Here is a 15,324-nt window from a genome sequence, read left to right as displayed (position 1 = left end):
GGCAGGTTACATTGACTCAATTTCAGGTAATCAGGATTTAGGTCATCCTGAAATTGACTCAATTTCAAATAATCAGCATTTGAGTCATCCTGAATGGCAGGTTACATTGACTTATATTCTGAATTCTGAGTTTTAAGGTCAATCAGTGGTTCCAACAACTCCGGATGGTGGGGAAAAGAGCCGACCACGGTCTTCGCGAAGCATTGCAGGCTGAACTGTTACTACATATGATATTAGTCAATCAAATAAAGGTACGTTTACCGACTAAAGAATATCACCGGGGACGAAGACAATCGGGGACGGTTCTCTCCAGTGGCTCTGAAAATCAGAAAATCCCTCCCGGGTCATCTGCCATAACAGATGCTCCGGAAGGGATTTACTATCGGTTTATTAATAACGACCTACGATTACTTGGCAAGAGCAGCCTTAACAGCTTCCTTAACACCTGTTGATGTGATGGTTGCGCCTGAAACACCGTCAATCTCATCTGAACCTGCATCAACGATCTGCTTCTCAAGATCTGCAAGTGCTGCACCACCAACGTTAGGAGTCTCATCCTTGCCTTCGATAGAAGCTTTAACGATCTTATCTCCATCCATTGTAAGAGTTACTGTAACGTCTCCGCCGAAGCCCTTTGCTGTGCCTGTAAGAGTTGTTCCCTCTTCCTCAGCTGCGGCTGTTGTCTCCTCAGCTGCTGCAGTTGTCTCTTCTGCTGCTGCAGTTGTCTCTTCTGCTGCTGCAGTTGTCTCCTCTGCTGCTGCAGTTGTCTCTTCTGCTGCGGCAGTTGTCTCCTCTGCTGCTGCAGTTGTCTCTTCTGCTGCTGCAGTTGTCTCCTCTGCTGCTGCAGTTGTCTCTTCTGCTGCTGCAGTTGTCTCTTCTGCTGCTACTGTTGTCTCCTGAGCTGCAGCTGTTGTAGCCTCAGGTGCTGAAGTTGATCCACATGCTGAAAGTGCAAGCATAAGACCTGCTGTTGCTGTCATCATTACTAATTTCTTCATATTTTTTCTCCTCCTTGATCTGAACTGTCAGTCCCTTTGATTCTGGTGGGACTCATTTCAAATACAAAGTCGGATTTTACACTTTTGCATCCTCCATGTCAAATCCAAAGCATTAAAAAAGAGCGGTACAAAACCGCCCTTTTTTGAAAAACTCTGTTGATTTTCAACAAGTATTCTTTTTAGATACTTCCTAAATTGATAATAATCACAAACAAACGAAACGCATTTCTTTCAAATTGATTTCATTTTATTTATTTTTGAATCAATTCAGTACCAGGACTTTTGTTTGTTTTTTGACCCATTCCGGGCGAAGCCTCTTGTTTACTTTTCGACCCATTCCGGACGAAGCCTCTTGTTTACTTTTCAATCCATCCCGGGCGAAGCCTCTTGTTTACTTTTCAATCCATACCGGACGAAGCCTCTTGTTTACTTTTCAACCCATTCCGGGCGAAGCCTCTTGTTTACTTTTCAACCCATTCCGGACGATGTTTTTTGCTCTCATAAAGCTTGTTGTCTGCCTGCCGGTTCACTTCCTCAAAATCCTCGGTACCCTCTACACGGCCGAATGCATAGCCCACACTGCAGGTTATCTTATGTTCAACCTCACTTATTTCTATCCCGCCAATCTTTTTCCGGAACAGGCTGATCTTTTCCTTGACCTCATCTTCACCAATATCCCTCAGGATGACCATCAGCTCATCTCCGCCGAAACGATATCCGATTCCGGGTGAAAATGCCCCCTTCAAAGCATTGGAAACATCAATCAATACCCTGTCTCCGACGATATGTCCGTAGGTGTCATTGAACTTTTTAAAATGATCAATGTCTATCATTATGATGCATATTTCATGGCTTACAAGCTTCTGATAGTCATCTTTTAAACCAAACCTGTTACGAAGACCCGTAATCTTGTCTTCCCTTGCTTCCTTGCCAAGCACCGCATTGATACGTTCAAGCTCTATCATCTGACTGATGGATCTTATCTTTGCTTTGAATCTCATAACTGAACCTGTCACGCACATAAAGGCAAGGGAGAAATAGTTCACAGAATGAATATTTGCGGCTCCGTCATATCGATATGCCAAAAAGAATAAGACATCAAAAGCAAGCAGTATCATAGCCGTCGCAAATTTCGGAGGTAGTGTCACAAGGCAGGTTACTCCCATCATTACAACATAAAAAATACTGATCTGCATTCCGATCTTATAATGATATATCGAAATATGGATACTCCATAGGATAAGGGCGATAAAATATATGGCATTAAGTATCTTCCTGTGAGTTCTGTTTCGACTGAAGAACCTTGCAAACCTGACCAGAATGCAATATCCAAAATTTATCAGAAATCCAATTGAAGCCTGTTTTACGCTATAGTTGCTGCTGTAATGTCCATTTCTTATAAGAAGAAATATAACCATCGCAATAAGCTCCGCTACAGCAAAACCAAATGTCAGATATTTCATTATGTAGGCATTCTCATCATCGGCTCTGTTTTGTACATCTACATCCGGAGTCGTCGTAAATAATATTTTTAAATACTCTAAACTGCTCATAAACTCTTCTTTATATATGAGAAAGCAGTGTTTGAATGCTGCCTGTTTGGGGAAGTCTGATTGGTCAAATGTTCCCAATGCTTCCTTTGTTCATGTTAGTTTTCCCATTGTATACCTAAATTATGAATTTTTAAAGAACAATATTTACATATCTTATATGCCTAAAATTTGCAAATCATTTGCAAAAATATTGACATTGGCTTTCTATAAGGTTATTATAGCGCAAGTCGGAAATTTGCAATTGATTTGCAATTTGTTGTTTGTTATTGAAAAGGACCTTTTTATGCAGCGTCATTATCATTCAAAAGGAAGTTATCTGGTTGAAAACTATGCCAGAGAGCATCAGGAATCTGCCTTCAGCGCAAAGCAGGTAATGGATTACGCAAAAGAACAGAATGTTAATATCAATACCGCTACCATATACAGAAACCTTGAGAAGATGGCCTCGGAAGGTATGCTCCTTAAGACAAAGGGGCAGGAATCCGATTCTGTTTTCTACCAGTTTGTTTCGGAGCATATCGACTGCCATAATCATTTACACGCAAGATGCAGGAACTGCGGCAAAATCCTTCACCTGGAGCACGATACCTGCGAAATATTTTTTGAACACATGATGAAGAAATACAACTTCACCATACAGGCCGACATGACAACTATTTGCGGTTTATGTGAGGATTGCAGAAAAGGGGCTTAACGTATTTTATCATTGATGAATTAGCCGATCAGATGTGCCTCAATGTGTCATATATTAAGGCTCAAAAAAAGCATTAATATATGAGCCTGTTAGATTGACATCTGTGTGTCAGATATAAATGGCTGAAAACAAACATTTATAGATGAGGAGGAGTATTATGAAGAAAAATATGCTCTCAGGAATTATTTCTTTGGTCATTGCAGTCTCAGCCCTTGCAGGCTGCTCCCAAAATTCTGTCCCGGAGATATCAAACAGTTCACAGCCCGGAGGCGCCTCAACCGGTAAGGTTTCGGTTGTCTGCACCAGCTTCCCGCAGTACGACTGGGTATGTCAGCTCACAAAGGGCCTGGACGATGAATTTGAGATCACTTACCTCCAGAATACAGGAGCTGATCTTCACAGCTATCAGCCAAGCGCTGTAGACATCGCAACCATAGGTTCTTCAGATCTTTTCATATATATTGGAGGAGAGTCCGACTCCTGGGTGGAGGGCGCCCTTAAAAATGCCATAAATCCGGACCTCGTTTCCATAAGTATGCTGGATGCACTCGGCAGCCGCGTCAAGGAAGAAGAGCTTAAAGAAGGCATGCAGGAAGCTGATCATGATCACGACTCAGAGGATCATAACCACGACGATCACGAGACCGGAAACCATGAGGCCGAAGAACATGATCAGAATACCATGGATCATGACCACGGTGACAAGGCGAATGATCAGGATTCCGAGGATCATGACCACAGTGACGAGGCACACGATCAGGATTCCGAGGATCATGACCACAGTGACGAGGCACACGATCAGGATTCCGAGGATCATGACCACAATGACGAGGCGTATGATCACCATCACGAAGAGGGCGAAATCGAGTACGACGAGCACGTTTGGCTTTCCCTCAGAAATGCAGAAACCCTCACTGAAATGATTGCTGACCGTATCGAGACATTGGCACCGGAATCTGCAGATACAGTAAAAACAAACTGCGATAATTATGTGGCTGAGCTTAAGGCTCTTGATCAGGAATACGAAAAAGCTGTTGAAGCCGCTCCTGTAAAGACCATCATCTTCGGAGACCGCTTCCCCTTCCGCTACCTTGTGGACGATTACAACCTCGATTACTATGCTGCCTTTGTAGGCTGCTCAGCAGAAACTGAAGCAAGCTTTGAAACTATTTCTTTCCTCACCAACAAGGTGGATGAGCTGCAGGTACCTGCCATCCTCACCATTGAGAATGGTGATCAGAAGGTGGCCAAAACCATTCTTAACAATACAAAATCAAAGAATCAGCAGATTCTGGTTATAGACTCCATCCAGTCGGTATCTCAGGAAGCTATAAATGGCGGAAAGACTTATCTCGGAGCCATGGAAGAAAACCTGAAGACATTAAAGACAGCGTTGGGCTTGAAATAAGCCCCGGAGGCATCAATGGCATATATCACGTGCACGGACCTGGCCGTAGGCTACAGTCCCTATATAGTGGCAAAAGAGATCAATTTCGAGATCAATAAAGGCGATTACATCTGCGTTGTGGGAGAAAACGGTGCGGGAAAGAGTACCCTTATGAAAACCATTCTCCACCTGCAGAGTGCCTGTGAAGGCTCCATAACCCTCGGTGACGGACTGACTCCCAGAGAGATAGGCTACCTTCCCCAGCAGACATTAGTACAGCGCGATTTCCCGGCAACAGTTCGTGAAATCGTTCTTTCCGGAACCATCACAAAGGGTTTCGGCTTTTTCTATAGTAAGGAACAGAAACAGACCGCAGAAAACATGATGGAGCAGCTCCACATAGCAGATCTTGCTTCTCAGAGTTATCGACAGCTTTCAGGCGGACAGCAGCAGCGTGTACTTCTTGCCAGAGCCCTCTGTGCAACGGACAAGCTTCTGGTTCTGGACGAGCCCATAAGCGGCCTTGATCCTTCCGCAACGGACGAGCTTTATCAGCTTATATCAGAGCTTAATGCCAACGGCACCTCGATCCTCATGGTAACCCACGATCTCAATGCCCTCCAGTATGCTTCCCATGTATTGCATGTAAACAAAGACAGCAGTCTCTTCCTAGAAAGGGATGCATACCTGGAAAGCAAGAATTACATCAAGTTAAACAAGGAGGAATCCGATGGAATGGATAGCTAAACTACAGTATTATATGGGATTTCCCTTTGTAAAATACGCACTCATAGTTGCGGTTCTGACCGCCCTTTGTTCGTCCCTTCTGGGGGTAATACTGGTGCTGAGGCGTTTTTCCTACATCGGAGACGGACTTTCCCACGTAGCCTTCGGAGCCCTGGCAGTTGCCTCTGTACTTAAGGTTACAAATCAGATGGTGATCATACTTCCCGTCACTATCATTACCGCGGTTTTACTTCTGGCAGGAGGAAAGAACAAGAAGCTTACCGGAGATTCAGCCATCGCCATTTACTCCGTGGGAGCCCTTGCAATCGGTTATCTTCTTATGAACACCTTTTCCACATCAGCCAATATTTCCGGCGATGTATGTACAACCCTGTTCGGATCTACATCGATTCTGACCCTTACAGGAGAGCAGGTTACGTTATGTATCGTTCTTTCCATCATAACCGTTCTGGTGTTCGTACTGTTCTATAACCGTATCTTCATGGTGACCTTTGACGAAAGTTTTGCCAAAGCCTCAGGCATCAATACGGCCGCTTATCAGACTCTGATAGCCGTCATCACCGCAATGGTCATCGTACTTGCCATGAACCTGGTTGGATCGCTTCTGATAACTGCCCTTTTGGTGTTCCCGGTGCTTTCCGCAATGAGAGTGTTCCAGAGCTTCCGGGGCGTAATCGTTTATTCTGCGGTTCTTTCAATCTTCGGAGCCGTAACCGGAATCCTGGTATCCATCCTGGCTTCCACACCGGTGGGTTCCACCATTGTTATATTCGATCTGATACTTTTCCTGATACACTGTGGTATAGGAAGTTTAAAAGGCGAATAAAAAAATCCGCATGGGTTTAACCCATGCGGATTTTTTACTATTGATTCTAAATTACTTAAGAGTAACCTTAGCGCCAACTTCCTCAAGCTTCTTCTTGAGCTCTTCAGCCTCTGCCTTAGGAGCCTGCTCCTTAAGTACCTTAGGTGCTGACTCAACAGCTTCCTTAGCTTCCTTAAGACCAAGACCTGTAGCCTCACGTACAACCTTGATAACCTTGATCTTCTCTGCGCCTACCTCTGTAAGCTCAACGTCGAACTCTGTCTTCTCCTCAGCTGGAGCTGCACCTGCAGCAGGACCTGCAACAACAACACCTGCAGCAGCAGATACACCAAACTCTTCCTCAACAGCCTTTACAAGGTCATTAAGCTCTACAACAGAAAGCTCCTTGATAGCTGCGATAAACTCTTCTGTAGTTAACTTAGCCATTTTTATTTCCTCCATTTAGAAATTTGTGCCCGAGGCACTGATAATAATAATTGTTATAAACTGTGCAATTTACATTGCTTTTGTAATCCTTGGATTACCATGTGAAGCTTAAGCTACTTCACGATGCCTTAAGCTTAGATTTAAGCTGCAGGCTCGCTCTTCTCTGCAACCTGATTGATAACGCGTGCGAAGTTTGCGATTGGGCTCTGAAGAGAACCACAAAGTCTTGAAAGAAGCTCTTCCTTTGAAGGGATAGCTGCAAGAGCCTGAACCTCGTTCTTGTCATAAAGCTTGCCTTCAGCAACTGCTGCCTTAAGCTCAAGCTTAGGAGCTGTCTTAGCAAACTTAGAGATGATTCTTGCTGCTGCTGCAGGATCATCCTTTGATACTGCAATAGCTGTAGGTCCCTCAAGTACGTCATCAAGCTGAGCGAAATCTGTACCCTCTGCTGCTCTCTTGATAAGAGTGTTCTTGTAAACCTTGTACTGAACACCAGCCTCTCTTAACTGCTTACGAAGGATTGTATCCTGCTCAACAGTAAGTCCGAGGTAATCAACGGCAGTAACAGCTACAGCACCATCAAAAAGTGCCTTGATCTCGTCAACGATTGGCTGTTTAATTTCAACCTTTGCCATTTTACGGTTTTTCCTCCTTATAAGATTTCGTATAAACCTTTCTAAAAGGAAAACCCCATGCCAAAAGACACGGGGTTGAACAAACTAAATCGTTTGTATCTTTCCTCGGCAGGCGTTCTGTCTTACGGTACTTTACGGTACCACCTGCTGTCTTCGGGTTAATACGTTGCGTATATTAACATCCGATTATCGGATTGTCAATAACCAATATGTATTTTTTAATTAAGCACCGAACTGAACAGTATCAAGCTTAACTCCGGGACCCATTGTAGATGTCAGAGTAGCTGACTTCATGTATGTTCCCTTAAGAGTTGCAGGTCTAGCCTTAACGATAGCACTCATAAGTGCGCTAAGGTTCTCCTGAAGCTTATCTGTCTCGAAAGATGCCTTTCCAACAGGAACGTGGATGATGTTAGCCTTGTCAAGACGATACTCAACCTTACCGGCCTTAGTATCAGCGATTGCCTTGGCAACATCCATAGTAACAGTACCTGTCTTAGGGTTTGGCATTAAGCCCTTAGGTCCGAGGAGACGACCGATACGTCCAACAACGCCCATCATATCAGGTGTAGCGATTACTACATCGTAATCGAACCAACCACCCTGGATCTTAGGAATAAGCTCCTCTGCTCCTACGAAATCTGCACCGGCTGCCTGAGCTTCATCAGCCTTAGCGCCCTTTGCAAATACGAGGATTCTAACCTTCTTACCTGTTCCGGCAGGAAGTACAACGGAACCACGAACCTGCTGATCAGCGTGACGTGAGTCACAACCGGTTCTGATGTGAAGTTCAACGGTCTCGTCGAATTTTGCTGTTGCATTCTTCTTTACAAGCTCGATAGCGTCTACTGCACTGTACTTTACAGCTCTGTCTACGCCCTGAGCAGCTGCATTATATCTCTTACCTGTTTTCATAATCAGTTGACCTCCCTATTACTTCTCTACTTCAACGCCCATTGATCTGCATGTTCCGGCGATCATAGACATAGCAGCTTCAAGTGATGCAGCATTAAGATCTTTCATCTTTGTCTCTGCAATCTTCTGAAGATCAGCCTTACTGATTGTAGCAACCTTGTTCTTGTTAGGCTGGCCTGATGCCTTCTGAAGCTTACAAGCCTTCTTGATAAGAACTGCTGCAGGAGGAGTCTTTGTGATGAAGCTGAAGCTTCTGTCAGCGTAAACAGTGATAACTACAGGGATGATAACGTCACCCTCGTTAGCTGTTCTTGCATTGAACTCCTTTGTGAATGCAACGATATTTACACCATGCTGTCCAAGAGCAGGACCTACTGGTGGAGCCGGTGTTGCTTTACCAGCTGGAATCTGTAACTTGATATAACCTTCTACCTTCTTTGCCATTATGGCACCTCCTTGTGGTAATTACGGGGTAGACGAACTATTCGCTAACCCTCCCATACTTTGTTATCTGAGTTTCTGAACTTCTCCGTAGGATAACTCTACAGGAGTTTCTCTGCCGAACATCTCTACTGAGATGGTAACGGTCTTCTTCTGATCATTGATCTCGCTGATGACACCGACTGTATCCTTCCATGCTCCGGAAATAACAGAAACTGTATCTCCCAATGCGAAATCCACAAGCACTTCTGACTTTCTATAGCCGAGGCTTATGATTTCCTCTTCTGAAAGAGGCGTTGGCTCTGATCCCGGGCCAACAAATCCGGTGACGCCACGTGTATTTCTCACAACGTACCAGGTTTCCTGATTCATGACCATATTAACGAGAACATAGCCCGGGAACATTTTCTTATCAGTCTTCTTCTCAACGCCGTTCTTCATTTCAATGACCGGCTGCATCGGAACGCTGACTTCAAGAATGAGATCCTGAAGACCACGGTTTTCGATGGTCTTTTCCAGATCCATCTTGACCTTGTTCTCGTAGCCTGAATAGGTATGAGCTACATACCAACGAGCTGCAGAATTTGTCTCTGACATCGATATCCCCTTTACTTAAGTATAAAGCCAAGTCCTGTCTTCATGATGAGATCAAGAACTGCGATAACTACTCCTATAAGCAAACCTACAACTATAGTAGCTGTAGTCTCCTTGATAACGTCCTGTCTATTCGGGAATATAATCTTGTTAAATTCCGTCCTGAGACCCTTGAAGAAGCTCTCTAAACCGGAACTCTTCTTCTCGTCCATTACTTTGTCTCCTTATGAAGCGTGTGCTGTTTACAGAATCTGCAATACTTACGAATTTCCATTCTCTCAGGATGGTTCTTCTTTTCCTTAGTCGTGAAGTAATTTCTCTGCTTACATTCTGTACATGCTAAAATAATCTTTGTGCGCACGGCTGTTCACCTCCAATGATTCTTAACTCCGCATGACTACGAAATTAGTGCATAAAAAATAGGGCTGAGCCCCTTGTTTACGTGCAAAGTATAACATGTAGTCCCGATATCGTCAAGCAAAACGCCAAAACCTTCTGTTATTTAAATTTTTTAGTGATTATCACATTTGTAATTGATTAAAATTATAATAGTTTATATACTATCTAGTAAGCGTAACAAAGCAATGTTATAGTCCGGAGCTTTCAAACCCGTTCCGGCGTCTTTACTTATCACTCTATACATCTTAATAGGAAGGCACACCATGGATCTACGTCGAATTGAAAATATCATACGTATAGCAGAGGAAAAAAACATTACCCGCGCCGCAGACAAGCTTTTTATTTCCCAGCCCGCCCTTAATCTGCAGCTTCTAAATCTTGAGAAGGAGCTCGGAACCAAACTCTTCTATAGAAGAGGAAATGAATGGGCCATCACCGAAGCCGGCAAGATTTATGTTGACACCGCCCGGAAGATGATAGCCATGAAGAAGGACTGTTACTCAAGGATCTCCGACATTGCAAAGCTTCATAATGAAGAAATCGCCGTCGGAGCGGCAGGTGTCGAAGCCGATTATATGATGACTTCCATTTACCGTCAGTTCCATAAGCAGAATCCTACAGTTAAGCTCCAGCTTAATATCATGAAGGGCTTGAAGGCCCAGGAGCTGGTAAAGAACGGTACCATCGATCTCGGTATCATCCTCATGGGTGACAAGCAGAACTACCGTCTTCAGTATGAGTTCTTAAGCCATGTGGAAATGGTTCTGGCCGTTGCTTCATCAAATCCTCTGGTAAATGAAATCGAAACCGAAGAGGACGGCACAGAGGTTATCGATATCCAGAAGTTCAAGGATGTTCCTTTCTTCCTCGGACCAAAGGACTCAACCGAGCGTTATGTTTCCGAAATGGTATTTGAGCAGGCAGGTTTTGAGCCTGATGTATATATGGACGCCGAGGGTATAAACTATGAGCTTGCTCTTGTGGCAGCGGATGAATGTGCCGCTCTTATCGGAGCTTCACATCACGTTGAGATTCCGGATGATGTGCGTCTCATAAAGCTGAAGACCCACCCTGTGATGAACGCCTACGCCGTATACCGCAAAGACAAGTACCTGTCAGAGCCTATGCGAAACCTCATTGATCTCGCAAGGGACTACTGGACAGAAGGGTAAATCTATAAAAATATTTAAGCTGCCCCTGACAAAGGAGCAGCTTTATTTTTATCCATCCGCCTTTATGGCCAGAGCGAAGCAATATATCCTTTCCACGCCGGCGGCTTTCAGGCAGCGGCTGGCGGCCTCAAGGGTTGCGCCGGTGGTGAAAATGTCATCTACTATCAATACCGAGTGCAGGTCCGAGGGAATAAAGCCCGAATAAAATGCACTCGTCAGATTTTTAAGTCTTTCCGCAGCATTAAGTTCCTTTAGTGCTGCGGTCTTTTTATTTCTGTTCAGGGCTTCCTCATAGACTGGTATTCCCAGAGCTTTCCCCATAACCTCTGCAAGAACTGCTGCCTGGTTGTAGCCTCTCTTCCTGAGTCTCGACTTATGTACCGGAATAGGCACGATGGCATCCACCCCCATCTGCTTTATCCTGTCTCCGTAAAGCTCAGCCGCTTTCTTTCCATAATAATCAAGAAACTCCCTTGCACCGGTATATTTTATTCTAGTGATGGAATGAGCAACCTCATCGCTGTAACTCATGAGGGCATAGCCGTACTCAAAACTAAATCGGTGGCGCTTGCAGTTGCTGCAAAGCTCCTCCTCTTCCGACACGATCTCTCTGCCGCAGACCTTGCAAACAGGCTCTGTGATGAAGTGAATATGACCGACACACTCCGGACATATAAGTTCTCCCCTGGGTGACACTATATCCTCACAGATAGGACACTTTCTCGGGAATAAAAGCTCAGTCATCGCGGCTCTCACTCTCTCTGAAACCCGTTGACCATAGCCCTTCCCTGATCGAATTTTCATTGAACTGTATCTTTCTCCATCAAACATACGAGATTCCTCAGAGAAACCATATTCACCGGCCCCACTCCTTAAGGATGCCTCCTCTGAACCTCCTCGCATTTTAACAACATCACCCTGCATCCTTTATCTCCTGCAGCCTCTCCTTCAGGGACGAATATCGCCTTGCCTCGGATTCATTGTTTATCATCTGCTCAAATATCTGCGGGTTTCCCACGAGGCACACGCACCTCTTGGCTCTGGTGACTGCAGTGTAAAGAAGATTGCGGTTCATAAGCATTTGCGGGCCCTGGTACATGGGGATGACCACCGCCGGATACTCCGACCCCTGGGACTTATGTATGGTTATGGCATAGGCCAGATCGAGGCTGTCGCACTGTTTGAACTCATATTCAACAAATCTGTCGTCAAACTGAACCGTAAGGGTCTGGGCAAAATTATTGATCTCTGTTATTGTGCCAATGTCTCCGTTGAACACACCCTCTCCCTTTTCGATGGGGATACCGAATCTGCCCTTGATTTCCCAAATGAGGTTGTAGTCATTCTTTACCTGCATGACCTTGTCTCCAAGGCGGAACAGGGTACCGTTTATTTCCTTCTCCGGTTTCTTTCCATCCTTGGGGTTAAGCTTTTCCTGAAGGAGCTGGTTAAGTCTCTCAACTCCGAGAGCGCCTTTTCTCTGAGGCGTCATGATCTGAATCTCAAGAGGTTCCACGCCGAGATACCCCGGAAGCTTGTCCGTCACAAGTGCCGTGATGGAGCTGAATATCTGATCCGGATTCTGATTCCTTATAAACAGGAAATCCTTTGATTTTTTGCCGAGATCCACCTTTGCGCCTTCGTTGATCTTATGGGCGTTAACAACTATGTCGGACTCTGCAGCCTGTCTGAAAATATGATTAAGCTTCACCGTACGTATGCAGCCTGAGCTAATGATGTCTCTCAGAACATTTCCTGCCCCCACGGAAGGCAGCTGATTAGCGTCACCTACCATGATAAGCCTGGTGCCCTTGTGTATAGCTTTAAGAAGCGAATTCATGAGAAATATATCCACCATGGACATCTCATCAATGATTACCACATCACACTCCAAAGGATTCAGATCGTCTCTTTCAAAATGACCTCTTACCTGCTCAAGTCCTTCCTTGTCATCCTCCTCAGGTCTTCCCTGATACTCCAGAAGTCTGTGAATGGTGGAGGCAGGCCAGCCAGTGGATTCCGACATCCTCTTTGCGGCTCTGCCTGTGGGGGCAGCCAGAAGTATGGTTTTACCCTTCTCGGCATAAACTCTTATGATGGTATTGATGGTAGTGGTTTTTCCCGTACCGGGACCTCCCGTAATGACCAGAAGTCCTGAATTAACCGCAATGGAAACAGCCTTTCTCTGGAGGTCATCAAGCTCTATACCTTCTTTTTCGGTTATTTCGTCTATTATCTCTTCCAGTTCCTCATCCGGTTCTTCTGCGCCTTCGATATTTAACTCCTGAAGCTTCGTTGCCACCTGAAGCTCTGTATAATATAAAGATGCTCTGTAGACTCTGGTATCCGGGTCTGTGTTCCTGTCGTCAGCATTGTAAACCACATCCCCGCTTCCGCTCTCCGAAAGAAAATCATCGAGAGTCATCTTTTTCGCAGCATTTTTCACTATGACCTTCCCCTGCATCTGAAGGTCTATAAGGTAATGATTAATTTCATGTATGGTGATATTGAGAAGCACCTCGGATGCCTGCAAAAGCTCAGGCAGCGGCAGATAGCAATGTCCGTTTCCCTCAGCCATGGAAAGGGCATACTGAATACCGGACTCGATACGAAAATCGGAATCCGCCTTTATACCGGCATTCTGAGCAATCTCATCACAGGTGCGGAAGCCAATGCCTTCGATATCCTCGGCAAGCTTATAGGGATTATCCCGGATGATATCGTACATTTCATTTCCGTAATGTGAGTAGATTTTTCCCGCCATATTGATGGAAATGCCATACTGCTGCAGAAACATTACCGCATCCTGCATATCTCTTTTGGAATTCACGGAAGCCGCTATATCCACAGCCTTGTTTTTGGAAATGCCTTTGACTTCAGCCAGTCTCTCCGGCTCCTCCTGGATGATGCGCATGGTATCGTCACCGAATTTCTTTACAATGCGGGCAGCCATGGCGGCACCTATACCCTTTATGGCTCCGGAACCGAGATACCTTTCCACAGCCTCAGCGGTCTCGGGAGCCACCACCTGGTATTTATCGATAACAAACTGGGTACCGTAAATCTGGTGGGTGGTTTCATGACCGTCGGCCTTGATATTTTCACCGGCTTCTATCCCGGGAACCGTACCCACCAGGGTGTAGTCCTTACCCTTCATGACTCCGACCATAACCGTGTAGCCGGTGGAATCACTTCTATATATAATATGGTCTATATATCCCTCAAAAAAATCCAATTCTAAATTCCTTCTTTAATATTCCGAAATATTCACTATCCAGCATAGACTTCGGAAAGCCCGCGGATGTGTAAAGCTTTTTCTGCATTTTCATTATTTTAATATAAAAAGGGCAGCCCCTGAAGGCTACCCCTAGAATATATCATGTTTACAATCCTTTTACTTCTGCATTTAACGATCAACTCTCAGAAAATGTGAGCTGCACATCATTTCCATCAGTATTAAAGATCATCATCGTCGCTGTTTGCAATATCGATAAACTTACCTGTTCCGATAGCGACAGCAGTGAGAGGATCCTCAGCAAGTACACAGTTAATTCCTGTCTTCTCCTGCATAAGCTTGTCAAGACCGTAAAGCAGAGCCCCTCCGCCCGTCATTACGATGCCTCTCTCATATATATCAGCTGCAAGCTCGGGAGGCGTACGCTCCAGAACATTATGTACAGCATTTACAATCATGGTCGCCGGCTCCAGAAGCGCATCCATGATCTCGTCAGAGCTGACTACCACAGTCTTTGGAAGTGCCGTAACCAGGTTACGTCCCCTCACTTCCATAGTGATATTCTCAGGTCTCTTGCTTGCGCAGCCGATATTGACCTTGATATCCTCCGCCGTTCTCTCTCCTATAAGAAGATTGTGCTTCTTACGCATATATCTGATGATGGCTTCATCGAAATCATCACCTGCCACCTTAACGGACTCAGAAACAACCGGTCCGTCAAGAGCGATAACTGCTATATCGGAAGTGCCTCCACCGATATCGATGATCATATTGCCCTGAGGTCTGCTAATGTCTATACCGGCACCTATGGCTGCAGCCACAGGCTCCTCAATGATGGTAACCTCTCTTGCTCCTGCATGATAGGTAGCATCCTCGACCGCCTTCCTCTCAACCTCTGTTGCGCCGGAAGGGATACAAACCGATACACGGGGCTTACGCAAAGTACGTCTGCCCACAGCCTTATCAATGAAGTGCCTGAGCATCTGCTCTGTTAATGTATAGTCTGAAATAACACCCTGTCTCAACGGACGAACAGCCGCTATGTTCTCAGGTGTTCTTCCAAGCATCAGACGGGCATCCTCACCATAAGCCATAACCTTGCCGGTGTCTTTATTGACAGCAACGACAGCCGGCTCCTTGAGAACCACACCTCTGCCCTTGATATACACAAGCACGCTTGAAGTACCAAGATCAATTCCGATATCGTTTGAAATCAATGAAAACATTAAAATCTCCTATCAAATACCATAATCTACAATAGTATAAGATATATCCATTTATTTTTAAAGTTTTTTTTCATAG

General features: G+C 45.0%; 17 protein-coding genes and 1 other annotated feature. Of the genes, 5 read left to right on the top strand and 12 right to left on the bottom strand.

Going from position 1 to position 15,324, the window contains the following annotated elements:
* Window positions 1-407: 407 nt before the first annotated feature.
* A complete protein-coding gene (locus tag BLV86_RS17935; RefSeq protein ID WP_242873315.1) occupies window positions 408-998 on the bottom strand; it encodes an FMN-binding protein in 591 nt (196 codons plus the stop codon).
* Between the two features lie 461 nt (window positions 999-1,459).
* Window positions 1,460-2,551, bottom strand: a complete 1,092-nt coding sequence (locus tag BLV86_RS13465) for a GGDEF domain-containing protein (RefSeq protein WP_090818423.1) — start codon at window positions 2,549-2,551, stop codon at window positions 1,460-1,462.
* Window positions 2,552-2,834: 283 nt separating this feature from the next.
* On the opposite strand from BLV86_RS13465, the gene BLV86_RS17930 reads away from it, so the two are divergent.
* The 4 genes from BLV86_RS17930 (at window position 2,835) to BLV86_RS13445 (ending at window position 6,205) form a co-directional block, all read left to right on the top strand.
* On the top strand, window positions 2,835-3,245 hold the full coding sequence (locus BLV86_RS17930) for a Fur family transcriptional regulator (protein ID WP_175456560.1): 411 nt from the start codon (window positions 2,835-2,837) through the stop codon (window positions 3,243-3,245).
* Between the two features lie 157 nt (window positions 3,246-3,402).
* Complete coding sequence (locus BLV86_RS13455) at window positions 3,403-4,653, top strand: metal ABC transporter substrate-binding protein (RefSeq protein ID WP_090818417.1); 1,251 nt, start codon at window positions 3,403-3,405, stop codon at window positions 4,651-4,653.
* Between the two features lie 15 nt (window positions 4,654-4,668).
* Window positions 4,669-5,379 carry a metal ABC transporter ATP-binding protein gene (locus tag BLV86_RS13450; RefSeq protein WP_090818413.1) on the top strand — a complete coding sequence of 237 codons (711 nt, stop codon included), beginning with the start codon at window positions 4,669-4,671 and terminating at the stop codon, window positions 5,377-5,379.
* A complete protein-coding gene (locus BLV86_RS13445) occupies window positions 5,363-6,205 on the top strand; it encodes a metal ABC transporter permease (protein WP_175456559.1) in 843 nt (280 codons plus the stop codon). Before BLV86_RS13450 ends, BLV86_RS13445 begins: the two co-directional genes overlap by 17 nt.
* A gap of 51 nt (window positions 6,206-6,256) precedes the next feature.
* On the opposite strand, the gene rplL is transcribed toward BLV86_RS13445, so the two are convergent.
* The 7 genes from rplL to rpmG all read right to left on the bottom strand — a co-directional run bounded on the left by rplL (window position 6,257) and on the right by rpmG (window position 9,577).
* Window positions 6,257-6,631 carry a 50S ribosomal protein L7/L12 gene (gene rplL, locus BLV86_RS13440; protein ID WP_031551008.1) on the bottom strand — a complete coding sequence of 125 codons (375 nt, stop codon included), beginning with the start codon at window positions 6,629-6,631 and terminating at the stop codon, window positions 6,257-6,259.
* Window positions 6,632-6,771: 140 nt separating this feature from the next.
* Window positions 6,772-7,266 carry a 50S ribosomal protein L10 gene (gene rplJ, locus BLV86_RS13435; protein WP_031551011.1) on the bottom strand — a complete coding sequence of 165 codons (495 nt, stop codon included), beginning with the start codon at window positions 7,264-7,266 and terminating at the stop codon, window positions 6,772-6,774.
* 38 nt (window positions 7,267-7,304) lie between these two features.
* Window positions 7,305-7,441, bottom strand: a sequence feature (ribosomal protein L10 leader region).
* A gap of 47 nt (window positions 7,442-7,488) precedes the next feature.
* Window positions 7,489-8,181: a 50S ribosomal protein L1 gene (gene rplA, locus BLV86_RS13430; RefSeq protein WP_044916570.1), complete on the bottom strand. Its 693-nt coding sequence runs from the start codon at window positions 8,179-8,181 to the stop codon at window positions 7,489-7,491.
* Window positions 8,182-8,199: 18 nt separating this feature from the next.
* The gene (rplK, locus tag BLV86_RS13425) at window positions 8,200-8,625 is read right to left on the bottom strand and encodes a 50S ribosomal protein L11 (protein WP_031551017.1); all 426 of its coding nucleotides are present in this window, start codon (window positions 8,623-8,625) and stop codon (window positions 8,200-8,202) included.
* 63 nt (window positions 8,626-8,688) lie between these two features.
* On the bottom strand, window positions 8,689-9,219 hold the full coding sequence (gene nusG / locus BLV86_RS13420) for a transcription termination/antitermination protein NusG (protein WP_029201707.1): 531 nt from the start codon (window positions 9,217-9,219) through the stop codon (window positions 8,689-8,691).
* Between the two features lie 11 nt (window positions 9,220-9,230).
* Window positions 9,231-9,428, bottom strand: a complete 198-nt coding sequence (secE, locus tag BLV86_RS13415) for a preprotein translocase subunit SecE (RefSeq protein ID WP_031551021.1) — start codon at window positions 9,426-9,428, stop codon at window positions 9,231-9,233.
* A complete protein-coding gene (gene rpmG / locus BLV86_RS13410; RefSeq protein WP_029201705.1) occupies window positions 9,428-9,577 on the bottom strand; it encodes a 50S ribosomal protein L33 in 150 nt (49 codons plus the stop codon). Before rpmG ends, secE begins: the two co-directional genes overlap by 1 nt.
* A gap of 301 nt (window positions 9,578-9,878) precedes the next feature.
* Here rpmG and BLV86_RS13405 point away from each other — a divergent pair, with 301 nt between their 5' ends.
* Window positions 9,879-10,787: a LysR family transcriptional regulator gene (locus BLV86_RS13405; RefSeq protein WP_090818410.1), complete on the top strand. Its 909-nt coding sequence runs from the start codon at window positions 9,879-9,881 to the stop codon at window positions 10,785-10,787.
* A 48-nt stretch (window positions 10,788-10,835) separates the two neighbouring features.
* On the opposite strand, the gene BLV86_RS13400 is transcribed toward BLV86_RS13405, so the two are convergent.
* The 3 genes from BLV86_RS13400 to BLV86_RS13390 all read right to left on the bottom strand — a co-directional run bounded on the left by BLV86_RS13400 (window position 10,836) and on the right by BLV86_RS13390 (window position 15,248).
* The gene (locus BLV86_RS13400) at window positions 10,836-11,711 is read right to left on the bottom strand and encodes a ComF family protein (RefSeq protein WP_242873314.1); all 876 of its coding nucleotides are present in this window, start codon (window positions 11,709-11,711) and stop codon (window positions 10,836-10,838) included.
* Window positions 11,701-14,022, bottom strand: a complete 2,322-nt coding sequence (gene recD2 / locus BLV86_RS13395) for an SF1B family DNA helicase RecD2 (protein ID WP_090818406.1) — start codon at window positions 14,020-14,022, stop codon at window positions 11,701-11,703. The genes BLV86_RS13400 and recD2 overlap by 11 nt, the downstream gene beginning before the upstream one ends.
* A 221-nt stretch (window positions 14,023-14,243) precedes the next feature.
* Window positions 14,244-15,248 (bottom strand): rod shape-determining protein, encoded by a 1,005-nt coding sequence (locus BLV86_RS13390; protein ID WP_031551030.1) that lies wholly within the window; start codon window positions 15,246-15,248, stop codon window positions 14,244-14,246.
* Window positions 15,249-15,324 lie beyond the last annotated feature (76 nt).

The sequence above is a fragment of the Oribacterium sp. KHPX15 genome, assembly GCF_900107835.1.
GTDB lineage: Bacteria > Bacillota > Clostridia > Lachnospirales > Lachnospiraceae > Oribacterium.
Note: the sequence above shows the minus strand (reverse complement) of the source record. Positions and strands in the feature narration are given on the sequence as shown.